This is a genomic window from Dietzia sp. NPDC055340, assembly GCF_053645335.1.
In genome coordinates this window covers 11,630-27,051 of record NZ_JBSHML010000010.1, presented here as the reverse complement: position 1 = coordinate 27,051, position 15,422 = coordinate 11,630, and the positions used below count along the sequence as shown (strand labels likewise).

General features: G+C 70.5%; 12 protein-coding genes. 4 read left to right on the top strand and 8 right to left on the bottom strand.

Translation table 11 applies throughout. From position 1 onward, the window contains the following. The first annotated feature begins 3 nt into the window (after positions 1-3). From ACWIFB_RS09120 to ACWIFB_RS09110, 3 genes are all read left to right on the top strand, one after another. Positions 4-558 carry a TetR/AcrR family transcriptional regulator gene (locus tag ACWIFB_RS09120; RefSeq protein WP_454058060.1) on the top strand — a complete coding sequence of 185 codons (555 nt, stop codon included), beginning with the start codon at positions 4-6 and terminating at the stop codon, positions 556-558. Further along, positions 555-1,472, top strand: a complete 918-nt coding sequence (locus ACWIFB_RS09115) for an HAD hydrolase-like protein (protein ID WP_454058059.1) — start codon at positions 555-557, stop codon at positions 1,470-1,472. Before ACWIFB_RS09120 ends, ACWIFB_RS09115 begins: the two co-directional genes overlap by 4 nt. A 139-nt stretch (positions 1,473-1,611) precedes the next feature. Then, entirely contained in the window at positions 1,612-3,387 is a 1,776-nt protein-coding gene (locus ACWIFB_RS09110) for an oleate hydratase (protein WP_454058058.1), read from the top strand. Positions 3,388-3,604: 217 nt separating this feature from the next. On the opposite strand, the gene ACWIFB_RS09105 is transcribed toward ACWIFB_RS09110, so the two are convergent. The 3 genes from ACWIFB_RS09105 to ACWIFB_RS09095 are packed head-to-tail and all read right to left on the bottom strand — an operon-like array spanning position 3,605 to position 7,543. Continuing rightward, positions 3,605-5,431, bottom strand: coding sequence for an ABC-F family ATP-binding cassette domain-containing protein (locus ACWIFB_RS09105; RefSeq protein WP_454058057.1), 1,827 nt, complete (start codon positions 5,429-5,431; stop codon positions 3,605-3,607). A gap of 2 nt (positions 5,432-5,433) precedes the next feature. Continuing rightward, complete coding sequence (locus ACWIFB_RS09100) at positions 5,434-6,501, bottom strand: 4-(cytidine 5'-diphospho)-2-C-methyl-D-erythritol kinase (RefSeq protein ID WP_454058056.1); 1,068 nt, start codon at positions 6,499-6,501, stop codon at positions 5,434-5,436. A gap of 37 nt (positions 6,502-6,538) precedes the next feature. After that, positions 6,539-7,543, bottom strand: coding sequence for a YeiH family protein (locus ACWIFB_RS09095; protein WP_454058055.1), 1,005 nt, complete (start codon positions 7,541-7,543; stop codon positions 6,539-6,541). A gap of 102 nt (positions 7,544-7,645) precedes the next feature. Here ACWIFB_RS09095 and ACWIFB_RS09090 point away from each other — a divergent pair, with 102 nt between their 5' ends. Continuing rightward, positions 7,646-8,608 carry a LysR family transcriptional regulator gene (locus tag ACWIFB_RS09090; protein WP_454058054.1) on the top strand — a complete coding sequence of 321 codons (963 nt, stop codon included), beginning with the start codon at positions 7,646-7,648 and terminating at the stop codon, positions 8,606-8,608. Here the strand turns inward: ACWIFB_RS09090 and rsmA are convergent. The 5 genes from rsmA to ACWIFB_RS09065 all read right to left on the bottom strand — a co-directional run bounded on the left by rsmA (position 8,545) and on the right by ACWIFB_RS09065 (position 15,259). Next, positions 8,545-9,456, bottom strand: coding sequence for a 16S rRNA (adenine(1518)-N(6)/adenine(1519)-N(6))-dimethyltransferase RsmA (gene rsmA, locus ACWIFB_RS09085; protein ID WP_452098742.1), 912 nt, complete (start codon positions 9,454-9,456; stop codon positions 8,545-8,547). The genes ACWIFB_RS09090 and rsmA overlap by 64 nt on opposite strands. A gap of 38 nt (positions 9,457-9,494) precedes the next feature. After that, complete coding sequence (locus tag ACWIFB_RS09080; protein ID WP_454058053.1) at positions 9,495-10,691, bottom strand: transglycosylase family protein; 1,197 nt, start codon at positions 10,689-10,691, stop codon at positions 9,495-9,497. Positions 10,692-10,934: 243 nt separating this feature from the next. Continuing rightward, on the bottom strand, positions 10,935-11,801 hold the full coding sequence (locus ACWIFB_RS09075; protein WP_454058052.1) for a TatD family hydrolase: 867 nt from the start codon (positions 11,799-11,801) through the stop codon (positions 10,935-10,937). 8 nt (positions 11,802-11,809) lie between these two features. Continuing rightward, on the bottom strand, positions 11,810-13,648 hold the full coding sequence (gene metG, locus ACWIFB_RS09070) for a methionine--tRNA ligase (protein ID WP_454058051.1): 1,839 nt from the start codon (positions 13,646-13,648) through the stop codon (positions 11,810-11,812). A 9-nt stretch (positions 13,649-13,657) separates the two neighbouring features. Continuing rightward, positions 13,658-15,259: a BCCT family transporter gene (locus tag ACWIFB_RS09065; RefSeq protein WP_454058135.1), complete on the bottom strand. Its 1,602-nt coding sequence runs from the start codon at positions 15,257-15,259 to the stop codon at positions 13,658-13,660. Positions 15,260-15,422 lie beyond the last annotated feature (163 nt).

The window sequence follows — 15,422 nt, the reverse complement described above, 5'->3', positions numbered from 1 at the left end:
TTCGTGCGCTCCCGCGAACCCATACTCGACGCCACCCGCGAGGTGATAGGTGACGCCGGTTTCGACGGCGTCACAATCGCGGCCGTGGCCAAACGTGCGGGCGTGAGTCGCCAGACCGTCTACTCGATCTTCGGCACGCGCGAGGAGCTGGTCTCGCAGGCCATCTCCGAGCGGCTCACCTCGCTCTTCGGCGCGGTCTCCGACCTGCAGAGTTCTACCACCACCCCGCTGGACCTGCTGGTGGAGATCCTGGTGGTGACCCGCGGACACATCCTCGGCGACCCCCTGCTGCGGACCCTCACCCTGGCCGGAGGCTCCAACCCGATCTTCGACCCGGGCGCCGCCGAACGTGCGCGCCGATACGCCAGGTCGCTGCTCGTGCCCGCCACCGAGCAGTTCCCGCAGCTGGTTCCGCACCTGGACTTCTTCTCCGACGTGGGCGTCCACGTGGGCTGGTCGGTGCTGTGCCTGGACTCACCCGAGGCCCGCTCCGACGCCGACCTGCGCACCTTCCTCCGCACCTGGCTGGAGCCGCTCGTGGCGAGCCTGCTCGAATGACGCGCGCGGACCTCGCCACGGTCCGCCGCGCTGCGGCCGCGCCGGCCCTGACTCCGGCCACGCCGGACCCTCCTACGGCCGCTCCGGCACCCACCGCCGCGCCCGTGACCCCACCGGCGCCCGCGCCCGTGCTCGTACTCTGGGACCTCGACCTCACCCTCCTCGACCCGGCCGGCTTCGGTTCGCGCATGATCACGCCGGTCCTCGCCGAACTGCTCGGCCGCGAACCTGTAATGGGCGCTTCGTTCGCCGGACGTACCGACCGTGCGATCCTCACCGATCTGCTGGTGCGCAACGGCATGAATATCGACGACGACACCGGCCCCACGCGCGCTGGCCCTGCGCCCACCCTCGCGCCCGCCGGCCCTGCGCACTCTTCTGCGCCCGCCGGCGAGGGCAGCCCTCTCGTGCGCTCGGTCATGGATGCCGTCGCCGACCGGTGCGAGACGTTCGCCGACGACCTACTCGCCGGCGGCGGCGGTCCCCTACCCGGCGCCCATGACGCAGTTCGCGCGCTGGCCGCGCACCCGCTCGTGTACCAGGGCATCGTGACCGGCAACATGCGTCGGACCGCGCTGCTCAAGCTGCGTGTCTGCGGATTCGACGGCCTGCCCGATCCCTCGCTCGGGGCGTTCGGCGATCACCGCAGCGACCGGGCCCACCTGATCCTCGACGCGGTCGCCGCCGCCCGCGCGCAAGGTATTGACGTCTCTCCTGCGCAGGCGGTCGTGGTGGGCGATCACGTGCACGACGTGCGCGGCGCACTCGATGCGGGTGCCCGCTGCGTCGGCGTGGCGACGGGGCGGGTCTCGGCCGACGACCTCCACTCGGCCGGCGCCCACGTGGTCCTGCCCGATCTGACCGACACGCAGGCCCTCCGCGCAGCCATATCCGTTCAGAAAACTATTTCTTAGATTGCCTGCTCAGAGTCGCATAGCGCCACTAGCCTAGGGGCGAGCGCCGCAGCACTCCAGCACGGCGACGCTCACCCCACACCCGCGTGCTGACAGCCCGGACCGGGCTCTTCCGGCGCGCTCGGCAAGAAGGAGTCCGATGCGGTACACGAGTGGTAACTACGAGGCATTCGCACGCCCGAGGAAGCCGGAGGGGGTGGACTCGAAGCGTGCCTGGTTCGTCGGATCCGGACTCGCCGCACTCGCCGGCGCAGCCTTTCTGATCCGTGACGGCCAGATGGACGGCTCCCGGATTACGATTTTCGAACAGCAGGATCTTCCGGGTGGCGCGCTTGACGGTCTCGACATCCCCGACAAGGGCTTCGTGATCCGCGGCGGACGCGAGATGGAGAGCAACTTCGAGTGCCTGTGGGATCTCTTCCGGTCCATCCCGTCGCTCGAGGAGGAGAACGCGAGTGTCCTCGACGAGTTCTTCTGGATCAACCGCGACGACCCGAACTACACGCTGCGCCGCACCACCAAGAACCAGGGTGAGGACGGCGGCACGAACTTCAAGTTCGACCTGAGCAAGAAGGCCCAGCAGGAAATCTCGAACATCTTCACCGCCCTTCCAGAGGAAATGGAGGACAAGCGGATCGACGAGGTCTTCACCCGGGCATTCCTCGACAGCAACTTCTGGCTCTACTGGCGCACCATGTTCGCGTTCGAAGAATGGCATTCCGCGCTTGAGATGAAGCTCTACCTGCACCGCTTCATCCACCAGATCCAGGGCCTCCCGGACTTCTCGACGCTGAAGTTCACCAAGTACAACCAGTTCGAATCGCTCGTGCTGCCATTGGTCACGTGGCTGACCGATCAGGGTGTGAACTTCCAGTACAGCACGGTCGTCACCGACGTCGACTTCATGATCGAGCAGGACGAGGTCCGCAAGCAGGCCTCCCGCATCCACCTCGTGGAGAAGGGCGAGCCGAAGCAGATCGACCTCACCGAGGACGACCTGCTGTTCATGACCATCGGGTCGCTCACCGAGAACTCCGACGACGGCGATCATCACACCCCGGCTCGGCTCAACACCGGCCCCGCCCCGGCCTGGGACCTGTGGCGCAAGATCGCCGGGAAGGACCCGTCGTTCGGCAACCCCGATGTGTTCGGCGCCCACATCCCCAAGACCAAGTGGGAGTCGGCCACGGTAACGACGCTCGATCCGCGGATCCCCGAGTACATCCAGAAGATCTCCAAGCGTGATCCCTTCAGCGGCAAGGTGGTCACCGGAGGCATCGTCACGGTGATGGACTCCAACTGGCTGATGTCCTGGACGGTCAACCGTCAGCCGCATTTCAAGAAGCAGCCCAAGGATCAGATCGTGGCCTGGATCTACGGGCTTTTCCCCGAGGCCGAGGGCGACTATGTGAAGAAGCCGATGCAGGACTGCACCGGCGAGGAGATCACCCAGGAGTGGCTCTACCACATGGGCGTCCCGGTCGACCAGATCGACGAACTGGCGGCCACCGGCGCCAAGACCGTGCCGGTCATGATGCCGTACGTGACCGCGTTCTTCATGCCCCGTAAGCACAGTGACCGGCCCGCCGTGGTGCCCGAGGGGTCCACGAACTTCGCGTTCATCGGCCAGTTCTCCCAGTCAAAGGAGCGGGACTGCATCTTCACGACCGAATACTCGGTGCGCACCCCGATGGAAGCGGTCTACACACTGCTGGACATCGAACGCGGGGTGCCGGAAGTGTTCAACTCCACCTACGACGTGCGTGCGCTGTTCCACGCCGTGAATCGGATGCGCGACGGTGCGGCGTTCGAGATCCCCGGTGGTCCGCTCGCCCGGCGGTACGCCCATCATCACATCGAGAACAACGTGGTGGGGCAGCTGCTCGAGCATTACGGCATGATCGACGAGAGTTGAGTCGCGCTCCTCGGCCGACCTCGTCCGGCGGCCCGACCCGGCTGGGGCCCGATAGTCTCTTCTCTGCTCGGTCGTAACCACAGCGAGGCCGGTAGGCACCACTGCAGAAGTCCAGAGCTCTCCGCAGTGGTGCCTCCCGGAGGACCTGGGCCCACCGGACCGCACATCATCTGCGCCGAGACGCGGAACTGCGCTGCGCACGTCGGCCGCGATCGCGTTAGCCCTCGAGCTGCTCGCCGATCTCCATCCACCGCTCCTCGAGCTCTTCCTTCTCCGCGACGACAGTCTGGAGATCACGATCCAGCGCGGCGAGTTTCTCAGTGTCCAACACCTCGCCGGCGGCGGCCGCGAGGTCGGCGTGGAGCTTCTCCTCGCGCTGGGAGAGCTTCTGCATCTGCCGCTCGAGCTTGTTCATCTCCTTCTGCAGCTCGCGCTGCTCGCCGGAGCTGAGGTCGAGGACTGCGGGAGCTGCAACGCCCGCGCTGCCGGACGCGGCGCCGGACGCGGCCCGCGAGATCTTGCCCGAGTCGCCGGCCGCCCCGGCCACGCGCCGACGCTCGAGGTACTCGTCGATCCCGCGCGGCAGATTGGTGAGCCCGCCGTCCCCGAACAGCGCCCACACCGAGTCGCAGATCCGCTCGATCAGGTAGCGGTCGTGAGAGATCACGACCATCGTCCCGGGCCAGCCGTCGAGAAGGTCCTCGAGTTGCCGCAGTGTGTCGATGTCGAGATCGTTGGTGGGCTCGTCCAGCAGCAGCACGTTCGGCTCGGCCATCAGTACGCGGGTGAGCTGCAGCCGCCGCCGCTCGCCGCCGGAGAGGTCACCGACGGGCGTGCGCTGCCGCGCCGGCGAGAAACCGAGCCGCTCGGCCAACTGGGAGGCGGACAGCTCATCCTCGCCGAACGCCACGCGCGTGGCGACGTCCTCGATCGCCTGGAGTACCCGCTGGTCGAGCGGCAGGTCGTCGAGCTCCTGCTTGAGCCAGCCGATCCGGACGGTCTTGCCCTCCTTGCGTCGCCCGGCCGCCAGCGGCGCCTGGCCGGCGAGCGCCCGCAGCAGGGTGGTCTTGCCGGAACCGTTGACGCCCACCAGTCCGAGTCGCTCGCCCGGCGCGAGCCGCCAGGTCAGATCGTCGACGAGCGTACGGCCGTCGGGGGCGTCGAGCCGGACGTCCTCGAGTTCGATCACGACCTTGCCCAGCCGCCGCGCAGCAAAACTCGACAGCTGCAGTGCATCGCGGGGCGGCGGCACGTCCTTGATCAACGCCTCGGCGGCCTCGATGCGGTAGCGCGGCTTGGAGGTACGTGCGGGCGCGCCGCGGCGCAGCCAGGCGAGCTCCTTGCGCGCGAGGTTCTGCCGGCGCGATTCGGTGACGGAGGCCTGGCGATCACGCTCGGCGCGCGCGAACACCCAGTCGTTGTATCCGCCCTCGTACTGCTCGACGCGGCCGTCGACGACCTCCCAGGTGTGGGTGGCCACCGTGTCGAGAAACCAGCGATCGTGTGTGACGACGACGAGTGCGCTCGACCTCCGCACCAGGTGGTCGGCCAACCACTGGACGCCCTCCACGTCGAGATGGTTGGTGGGCTCGTCCAGCACCAGCAGATCGAGGTCCTGCACCAGGGCCGCCGCCAACGACACCCGGCGCCGCTCGCCGCCGGACAGGTCCGCGACAGGGGTGTCCAGGCCGAGGTCGTGGATGCCGATGCCGTCGAGCACCGACCGCACGCGGGCGTCGCCGGCCCACTCGTGGGTGGCCAGGCCGAGTCCGCCGATCACGGCCTCGCCCACGGTGTCGGCCGCGAGTTCCGTGCGCTGGGTGACCACCGCCATCCGCAGGTCACCCACCCGGGACACGCGCCCGGAGTCGGGCTCGGCGACGCCGGTGAGGATCTCCAGCAGGGTCGTCTTGCCGCCGCCGTTGAGGCCCACCACGCCGATGCGGTCACCGGCGTTGACGCCCAGGGAGACGTTGTCGAGTACCTGGCGGATGCCGAAGGAGATCGAACCCTGCTCGATGTTGATGAGGTTGGTGGGGGCCATCTCTACTTTCCTGTGGGGTCGCCGGCGGACGGTGCGCTGCCGACGTGATCGAGGTCGAGGTCGCCGGTGGCGTCGCTCGTGATGCGGGCGCCGCCGACCGGGCCGCTGGTGATGCGCACCTCGCGTGCGACGCCGGATTCGCTGATCTCGGCCGCCACGGCGATCGCGTGCTCGCGGTCGGCGCAGAAGAACAGGCAGGTCGGCCCGGAGCCGGAGACCATTCCGCCCAGGGCTCCGGCCTCCTGGCCCGCGCGCAGGGTGCGGCGTAGCGCGGGCATGAGTGAGAGGGCGGCGGGCTCCATGTCGTTGACCAGCAGGGCGGCCACCGCGGCGGGGTCGTTCCCGGCCAGGGCCTGCACGAGCTGCTCGGTGCCGCCCGCCCGGGGCAGGGCGCGGCGGCCGTCGCCCTGCTCCGCGGTCCCCCGCTCGGCGCGGAGCCGGTCGAGCTCGCCGAACACCGCCGGGGTGGACAGCCCGCCGGCGGCCAGTGCCACGACGACGTGTTGTTCGCCGCGGGCGTGCAGCAGCGTCGCGAGCTCCTCGCCCCGGCCGGTGCCGAGCGCTGTTCCGCCGCGGATGCAGAACGGCACGTCACTGCCGAGACGGGCCCCGCGCTGCTCCAGTTCCGCCCGGTTCAGTCCCAGACCGAGCAGCCGGTCGGTGGCCACCAGGGCGGCCGCCGCGTCCGCGCTTCCGCCGGCCATTCCGCCGGCCACGGGGACGCCCTTGCGAATACGGATGGCGATCCGGGCATCCGAACCCGCCTCCTCACGGAGCAGGTCGACCGCCCGGGCCGCGAGATTGGTCCGGTCCGTGGGCACCTGGTCGGCCCCGGGCCCCGACACGGTGATCGCGACGTCGTCGTCGGAACCGGCGGTGTCGTCGTCGCGTCCGGCGGCCTCGATCGCGACCGTGACCTCCTCCCACAGATCCACGGCCCGGTACACGGTGACCAGCTCGTGGAAGCCGTCCTCGCGCACGTCACCCACGGCCAGGTGGAGGTTGATCTTGGCCGGCGCGACGGCGGTCACGGCACGCGGGCCGGTGGGGGTGGAGACGTCGCGGAGCATGCCCATCAGCCTACGTCGCCCACCGCGGAACCGACGGTCAGGCCGCGACCCCCGCCACCCGCACCCCGACCAACGCGATCCCGGCCACCCAGACGGTGGACGCCGCGGCCAGGACGAACGGGCGCGCGCCGACCTCGCGGAGGGTGGCCACCCGCACGCCCGTCCCGAGGGCGAACATCGCGGCGGTGAGCAGGACCGTCTGCGCCACCCCGGCCCCGTCGAGCACCGCCGGCGCGAGCAGCCCCGACGACCGCAGGAGCACGCAGGCGAGGAACGCCACGATGAACAGCGGCACGAGCGGGGGCCGCCGGAGGCCCGGAACCGAGGCGGATCGTCGGCGCGCCTGCAGCCCCAGCACCGTCACGACCGGGGCCAGCAGGAGGACGCGCGCGAGTTTGACCGTCACCGCCACCGCGAGTGCCGATCCCCCGATCGCCCCGCCCGCCGCGACCACCTGGGCCACCTCGTGGATCGACCCCCCGGCCCACGCGCCGGCCGCGGCCTCGGGCATCCCCAGCGCCGCGGCGGCGAGCGGCACGGCGGGGATCATGAGGGTGCCGAACACCACCACGAGCGCCACGGCGGTGGCCACCTCCTCCTCGCGGGCGTCCACCACGCCGTCGACGGCCGCCACGGCCGCCGCCCCGCAGACCGAGAACCCGCAGGCGATCAGCACCCGCTGCGTCCATCCCAGGCCGAGGAGCGCGCCGACGAGCATCGTCCCCGCGATCCCGAGGATCACCACCGACACCACGACGACCAGGACCGGCCACCCCAGCCCGAGGATGTCGCCGAGGGCCACCTGCAACCCGAGGACGGCGATTCCGGCGCGGAGAAACGTGGTCGACGCCACCGCCAGGCCCGGGCGACACCCCGGGGTCACGCGCCCGAGGTTCACCAGGACGGCCCCGAGCAGAATCGCCACGAGCAGCGGGCTCACGGCGGGAAGCAGACGCCCCAGCGCCAGCGCGAGGACCGTGCCGAGGCCGCACAGCGCGAGCCCCGGCAGGTCTGGTCGGATCGCGGTTCTCAGGGAGGTCATGGCGTCCAGTCTCGGTCGGGCAGAGATCTGCCGGTAGCCGCGGAATCGGCATCGGGGCATATAATTCTGATATGCCAGCGCTGCGAGGCATATGATCCGGACATGACCAGATGGTGGCCGGACCTCGTGGCCCTGGAGCTGTTGACCGGTGTCGACGACCACGGCAGTCTGAGCGCCGCCGCCCGCGCCGCCGGTGTGGCCCAGCCCAACGCCAGCCGGATGATCAAGCAGCTCGAGCACCGTTTCGGGACGCCCCTGCTCGAGCGCCGCCCGTCGGGCGCGACCCTCACCCCGCACGGGAGGCTGATCACGCACTGGGCCCGGCAGGTCCTCGAGGGGGCGGCCGGGCTGCTCGACGTGGCGGAGAGTCTGAACAGCGAGCGGGCCGCCCAGCTCACGGTCAGCGCGAGCATGACCGTGGCCGAGCACCTCATGCCACTGTGGCTGGGGGACTTCCGCGGCGAGCACGGCGAGGTGGGCCTACACGTGAACGTGCGCAACTCCGCCGTGGTGTTCGACGAGGTCTCCGGCGGGGCGTGCGATGTGGGATTCGTCGAGACACCCACGGTCCCGGCCGGCCTGCACTCCGCGACCGTCGCCCGGGACCGACTCGTCGTGGTGGTCCCGCCCGGTCATCCGTGGGTGCGGAGAAGGACGCCCGTGAGCGTGCGCGAGTTGGCCGCCACGCCGCTGGTGGTCCGCGAGCAGGGATCGGGCACCCGCGTCACGCTGGATCTGGCGCTGCAGGAGTACGAGCGAGCCGCGCCGCTCCTGGAATCCGGGAGTTCCGCCGCCGTCCGGACGAGCGTCCTCGCGGGCGTGGGGCCGGCCGTCCTCAGTTCGCTGGCCGTGTCCGACCAGGTGCGCTCGGGCGAGCTCCGGGTGATCGAGGTGGACGGCCTGGACCTGGACCGCCGCCTGCGGGCGGTGTGGCGGCCACCGCGCCAGCTCTCGGGGCCGGCCGCTGATCTGGTGACGATCGCGCGGAGGAACGTGCGCGGTCAGGCGGGCCCGGGCCCCGGTCCGATGCCCAACTCCCGGGCGGCCTCGGAGATCGCCACGTAATCGGCGGTGGTGAGCTGCTCGCCGCGCGCCCTCGGGTCGACGTCGGCGGCGACCAGCGCCTCCTCCGCGAGCGCACCCGAGCCGGCCCAGCCGGACAGCGCCGCGCGCAGGGTCTTACGGCGCTGCGCGAACGCGGCGTCGGCCACGGCGAACACCCGGCGGCGGTGCTCGTCGCTCATGTCCCACGGCGCCTCGTCGTACCGGTCGATCCGCACCAGCCCGGACTCGACGTTGGGTACGGGCCAGAAGACGTTGCGCCCCACCACGCCGGTGCGGCGGACGGTGCCGTAGAAGCCCGCCTTGACGCTGGGCACGCCGTACACGCGCGAGCCCGGGGCGGCGGCCAGGCGATCGGCCACCTCGAGCTGCACCATCACCAGCGCGGTGCGCAGGGTGGGCACCTCGGCGAGCAGGTGCAGCAGCACGGGCACGGACACGTTGTAGGGCAGGTTCGCCACGAGAGCGGTGGGCGCGGGCTGACCCAGCTCGGCGACGGTCACCGCGAGCGCGTCGGCGCCCACGACGGTGAGCGCACCGGCCCGCTGCGGGGCCCGCTCGGCGACGGTGCGCGGCAGCCGCTCGGCCAGGACCGGGTCGATCTCCACGGCCACCACGCGGCCGGCGGCGTCGAGCAGCGGCAGGGTCAGCGAGCCCAGGCCGGGGCCCACCTCGATGACCGAGTCCTCGCGCCCGACGCCGGAGGCCACGACGATCCGCCGGACGGTGTTGGCGTCGTGGACGAAGTTCTGCCCGAGGGTCTTGGTGGGCTTGATGCCCAGCTCGCCGGCGAGCGCGCGGACCTCCTGGGGGCCGAGAGGTTCGGCCTGCCCGCGGAACTGCTCGGAGATCCCCGTCCCCGCGGGCTGGGATCCCGGGTCGACGATGCTCAGCGGAGCCCCAGCCGCGAGGTGCAGGCGGGCCAGGCGCCCCAGCCCTGTGAGGCCCGGACCTTCTCGGCGATCGCGATCTGCTGCTCACGCGTGGCCAGGTGGGCGCTGGGCGCGTACTGGCCGCCGCCGTGGCCGGTCCAGGTCTGCGGGTGGAACTGGAGGCCGCCGGAGAAGCCGTTGCCGGTGTTGGTCGCCCAGTTACCACCGGACTCACACTGTGCGATCGCGTCCCACGTACTGCCCTGCGAGGACTGCGGGACCGCCGGCTTGGGCTTGGTGCCCACGCTCACGACGGCCGGGGTGGCCTCGGTCAGGACGGTCTCGGCGCCGCGGTGACGCTCGGTCTCGACGCCGTTGACGCGGGTGACCGTGTAGGTGACCTCGCGCTCGCCGGGCACGCCGGGCTCGGCGACGGTGCGCTCCCCCTCAAGCGCCTCGGGATCCTCGATGGTCGTCTCGGGCGCGTCGTAGGGCTCGACCGCCTTCTCCTCGGCGGTGGCGATGCGGGTGACCGTCACCCGGGTCTCCGGGCCGACCGGGGTCTCGGGGGCGGGCTCCACGACGTCCTGCGCACCCAGCTTCACGCCGAGTCGCTCCAGGAACTCGCCCACGGTCGCGCCGGGCGCACTGAACGAGCTGTGCGGGCCGCCGTGGTCGGACAGCATGACCTCGCGCGGGGTCACGATCGAGACGGAAGCACCGTCGAGCGGCACCTCGGCGTCGATACGGGGGCTGACGTAGCTACGGGGCGGCACGTCGCCGCGCTCGGCGACGAGGTCGGCGACCGTGGTGGCCGTGGTCCAGACCTCTTCGGTCTCGCCGTCGACCTCAACGGTGACGGGCCGGGCGCGCTGCAGGGTCACGGTGTCGCCGTCGCCGAGCCGCTCGGGCGCAGAGACCACGTCACGCTCGTCGACCGAGTAGCCGGCCTCCTCGAGCGCGGCGCGCACGTCGGACTTGAAGGTCACGAGCTCGACGGTCGAGCCGTCCACCTCGAGCGTGTACTGGGTGCGCTGGTCCACCGCCGCGACCCCGCCCACCACGAGGGTGGTGAGCATGCCGGCCACCGACCACCGCAGCAGCGCGGAGCGCGAGCGGTGGATCCGCGTGACGGGGGCGAGCAGTCCCCTCGGCTCCCGGCGGGTGCCGTTGCCGGTGTCCGTGGGGGTGCCGGTCCGTGCGTCGTCAACCACTTGTCAGATCTCTCCTCGCGTACCGCGCGAACGCCCGTATCCGGCGTCCACGTTTCATCACGGTAGCGTAACGAATCCGGTCACCGTCGGGCAACGTGATACCCGTGACATGCGACGACGACGAAGGCCGCCGATTACTTTTCGTTACAATTGCACCGCTGTTCACTCCAGTCACACCACTCACGGCGCTCCCCCCGCGGCCGGTGGGCCGGGCGGTCGCCCGCGTCGGCCGGCGGTGCCGCGTCAGACCGTCAGGCCGAAGATCCCCCGCGCGGTCTCGGCGACCTCGGCCACGAATTCCTCGGGCGTCTGCCCGCGGACCTCGGCGATCGCACGGGCGGTGTAGCCGACCAGTCCCGGCTCGTTGCGGGCCCCGCGGAACGGCTCGGGCGCCATGTAGGGGGCGTCGGTCTCCACCAGGATCTGCCCGGCCGGGGCCAGGCGTGCCGCCTCGCGCAGGTGCTCGTTGGCCTTGAAGGTCACGTTCCCGGTGAACGACAGCACGTAGCCGCGGTCCAGCGCCTCACGGGCGACGTCCAGGGGCGAGGAGAAGCAGTGGAGCATCACGCTCGGGACGCCCGACCCGGACCCGGCCACCTCGGCCAGCACGCGCATGAGGTCGTCGTCGGCCTCGCGGTTGTGGATCATCAGGCACTTGCCCAGTTCGGCGGCGAGACCGGCGTGCCAGCGCAGCGACTCCTCCTGCTCCGCCGGGTCGGCGCAACCGTCCATCGTCCCCACCCAGTAGTGGTCCAGGCCGGTCTCCCCCACCGCCACCACGCGCGGGTGGGCGGCGAGCTCCGCCAGCCGGGCCTGCGCGGCCGGGCCGGTCTCGGGGTCAGTGACCTCGCGGGCACGGGTCGGGTGCACGGCCACGGCCGCGTACACCCGCTCGTCGGCCTCGGCGGCGGCCACCACGGCCTCCGACTCGGCCAGGTCATCGCCGACGGTCACGAGCGCGGCCACGCCGGCCAGAGCGGCACGGTCGGCGGCGGCGCGGACCTCGTCGGCGGTGCGGTGCCCGCACGAGTACAGGTGCGTGTGGGCGTCGACGAGTCCGGGCAGCGGCTCGGGCAGGACGGGGGTCGGGCGGGGCTTGCGCTTTCCCATACTCCGGGTCAGTCCTCGCGCTGGATCGGGGCCCACTCGGGGCCGGTCTCGGCCAGCTCCGGGTCGACCTTGGCGAACAACGGGGAGGGCTTGGCCAGCGGGGTGCCGGGCACGATCTCGCTGCGGGCCCACCGGGCCTGCTCGGAGGCGTAGTCGCCCATGATCACCGGGTACCGGTGGCCGGGCTCGGGCACACCCGAACCCAACACCTCGACGGGCATGTCGTCGGTGACCTCGTGGACCTGCGGTGCGGCCGCCCAGATGCCCTCGCCGCCGATCGCGCCGTGGATCCGCTGGGCGGCCGACGGCATGAACGGGGTGAGCAACGTGTTGGCGTCGGAGACGACCTGCAGCGCGGTGTGCAGGACGGTGCCCAGCCGCTCGCGCTGGTCGGGCTCCTTGGCCAGCTTCCACGGCTCGGTGGCGGCGATGTACCGGTTGGCGGCGCCGACGATGCGCATCGCCTCGGTCACGCCAGCCTTGAAGCGTGACTGGTCGAGGTGGCCGCCGACGGTGTCGAACGCGGAGCGGGCCTCGCGCAGCAGCTCGGCGTCCACGTCGGTCAGCGTGCCCGGTCGCGGGATCTCGCCGAAGTTCTTGTGCGCCATCGACACGGTGCGGTTGACGAGGTTGCCCCAGCCGCCCACCAGTTCGGCGTTGGTGCGGCGCACGTACTCGTCCCAGGTGAAGTCGGTGTCCTGGTTCTCCGGCCCGGCCACGGCGATGAAGTAGCGCAGGGCGTCGGGACCGAACTCAGCCAGGAAGTCGCGGACGTAGATCACCACGCCGCGCGACGAGGAGAACTTGGAGCCCGACATGGTGAGGAACTCAGATGAGACCACCTCGGTGGGCAGGTTGAGCGCGCCCAGTCCACCGGGCTCGCCACCCTTGGCCCCACGGCCGTCGTAGCCCAGCAGCTCGGCCGGCCAGATCTGCGAGTGGAAGGTGATGTTGTCCTTGCCCATGAAGTAGTGGGAGACCGCCTCCGGGTCCGTCCACCAGCGGCGCCACGCCTCCGGCTCACCGAAGCGCCACGCCCACTCGATCGACGCCGACAGGTAGCCCACCACGGCGTCGAACCAGACGTAGAGCTTCTTGTCACCGCGGTCCTGCCAGCCCTCGACGGGAATCGGGATGCCCCAGTCGATGTCGCGGCTCATCGCGCGCGGGCGCAGGTCCTCGAGCAGGTTGAGCGAGAACTTCAGGACGTTGGGCCGCCAGTCCTTGCGCCCTTTGAGCCAGTCCCCCAGCGCGTCGGCCAGGGCGGGCAGGTCGAGGAACCAGTGCTCGGTCTCGATAAACTTCGGCGTCTCGCCGTTGATCTTCGAGACCGGGTTCTTCAGGTCGATCGGATCGAGTTGGTTACCGCAGTTGTCGCACTGGTCGCCGCGCGCACCGTCGTAGCCACAGATCGGGCAGGTGCCCTCGATGTAGCGGTCCGGCAGAGTACGGCCCGTCGACGGGCTCACCGCGCCCGTGGTGGTCTTGGCCACCATGTAGCCGTTGCGGTGCAGACCCTTGAACAACTCCTGCACCACGGCGTAGTGGTTCCGCGTGGTGGTGCGGGTGAACAGGTCGTAGCTCAGCCCCAGCCCGGCCAGGTCGTCGACGATCACCCGGTTGTACCGGTCGGCCAACGCCTGCACCGGCACCCCCTCCTTCTCCGCCTGGACGAGGAGGGGGGTGCCGTGCTCGTCGGTGCCAGAGACCATGAGCACGTCGTTGCCGGCCATGCGCTGGTACCTGGAGAAGACGTCCGACGGTACGCCGAACCCCGAGACGTGTCCGATGTGCCGGGGGCCGTTCGCGTACGGCCATGCGACCGCGGTGAGGACTGTCTTCGCCATGGCTACAGACTAGGTGGTCGGATCCTCCTCCTTCGAGGAGGTGGTACCCCCGTGCGCCGCGGCCTCCCGCGCCGCGATGATCTCGTCCTGCTGCTTGCGCGGCATCGCGTAGATCTTCTCGGTGATGAACGGGTCCGACTGCAGACCCCTGAGCATGGACACGCACATGAACGCCAGGACCACCACGAACGGCGACGCCGCGATGATCGTGAGGTTCTGCAGACTGTCCAGCGCCAGAGAGGGCTCGCCCTCGCTCAGGCCCGGCAGCAGCATCAGGACCGCCACACCGGCCGTGAGGACGCCCCACAGCACCACGACCCCACGCTTGGGCTCCTCGGCACCGAACTCCGACATCGACGCCATGATGATGGACGCCGAGTCCGCGCCGGTGATGAAGAAGATCGCCACCAGCGCCATGGCCAGGAACGACAGCAGCCCGGTGAGCGGCAGGTGCTCGAACAGCGAGAACAGCTGGACGGTCGCGTCACCGTCGCCGTAGATGCTCTCCCCCTTGAGCTCCAGGTCCAGCGCGGCGCCGCCCAGAACCGAGAACCATACGATGCTCAGCACGCTCGGCACGACCAGCACGCCTACGACGAACTCACGGATCGTACGGCCGCGCGAGATGCGGGCCAGGAACATGCCCACGAAGGGCGACCAGGAGATCCACCAGGCCCAGTAGAAGACCGTCCAGCCCGACAGCCACGGGCCGGCCGTGCCGTTGTCACTCGCGCCGGTGCGCGCGGACATGGCGAAGAAGGTGTCGATGTACGCGCCGACCGAGGTGGGGATCAGGTCGAGCATGAACACGGCCGCGCCGGAGAACACCAGCACGAAGATCACCATCAGGATCGCGAGGATCATGTTGATGTTCGACAGCAGCTGGATGCCCCGCTCGACGCCACTGACCGCCGAGGCGACGAAGCACAGGCCCAACACGACGATGATGCCGATCACCACCGCGATGCTCTCGCCGGTGATGCTTCCGGTCTGCTGCAGTCCGGCCTGGATCTGCAGCGCGCCGAGGCCGAGCGAGGCCGCCGTACCGAACACGGTCGCGAAGATCGCCAGGACGTCCAGGACCTTGCCCTGCCAGCCGTCCGCGCGGCGCTGACCGATGAGCGGGGTGAAGGCGCTGGAGATGAGATGCCGGCCGCCGTAGCGGTAGGCGGTCAGCGCCAGCGAGAGCCCGACCACCGCGTAGACGGCCCAGGCGTGGCCGGTCCAGTGGAAGGTCGTGGTGGCCATCGCGGTGGTCACGCCGCCGTTGGTTCCCGGCGGATCCTCGACGAAGTGCGCTAGCGGCTCGCTCACGCCGTAGAACATCAGGCCGATGCCCATGCCGGCCGCGAACATCATGGAGATCCAGCTCGTGGTGCGGAAGGTCGGCTTCTCGCCGTCCCCGCCCAGGCGCACGTTGCCGTACTTGCTGAACGCCAGCCACAGGACGAACGCGACGAAGGAGGTCGCCGCGAGGACGTACACCCAGCCGACGCTGTCCACGGTCCAGTCGAAGGCCGCCGTGGCCACCGTCTGGAAGGAGTCGGTGAACACCAGCCCCCAGACGAGGACCGCGCCGATCAGGATGAGCGCAGGGATGAACACACCCATGCTGATCCCGCTGGTCGGTGATCCACCCTTGGCAGGTGGAGACTTTGGGACTTTCTCTTCGTTGATGGTCACAGGTCCACTGGTAGCACGTTGGGGCCGCCAGTCGGTAAGTTTGGCCGTCTCCGGCTCGGCCCCGGCTGGACCCGGGTCGTGCGGATCTGCC

Bases quoted from the DNA above. Each gene is read 5' to 3' on its own strand.
- ACWIFB_RS09115 (WP_454058059.1), top strand. From the start codon at position 555: ATGACGCGCGCGGACCTCGCCACGGTCCGCCGCGCTGCGGCCGCGCCG.
- ACWIFB_RS09110 (WP_454058058.1), top strand. From the start codon at position 1,612: ATGCGGTACACGAGTGGTAACTACGAGGCATTCGCACGCCCGAGGAAG.
- ACWIFB_RS09105 (WP_454058057.1), bottom strand. From the start codon at position 5,431: ATGGCCCCCACCAACCTCATCAACATCGAGCAGGGTTCGATCTCCTTC.
- ACWIFB_RS09100 (WP_454058056.1), bottom strand. From the start codon at position 6,501: ATGCTCCGCGACGTCTCCACCCCCACCGGCCCGCGTGCCGTGACCGCC.
- ACWIFB_RS09095 (WP_454058055.1), bottom strand. From the start codon at position 7,543: ATGACCTCCCTGAGAACCGCGATCCGACCAGACCTGCCGGGGCTCGCG.
- ACWIFB_RS09090 (WP_454058054.1), top strand. From the start codon at position 7,646: ATGACCAGATGGTGGCCGGACCTCGTGGCCCTGGAGCTGTTGACCGGT.
- ACWIFB_RS09075 (WP_454058052.1), bottom strand. From the start codon at position 11,801: ATGGGAAAGCGCAAGCCCCGCCCGACCCCCGTCCTGCCCGAGCCGCTG.
- metG (WP_454058051.1), bottom strand. From the start codon at position 13,648: ATGGCGAAGACAGTCCTCACCGCGGTCGCATGGCCGTACGCGAACGGC.
- ACWIFB_RS09065 (WP_454058135.1), bottom strand. From the start codon at position 15,259: ATGGGTGTGTTCATCCCTGCGCTCATCCTGATCGGCGCGGTCCTCGTC.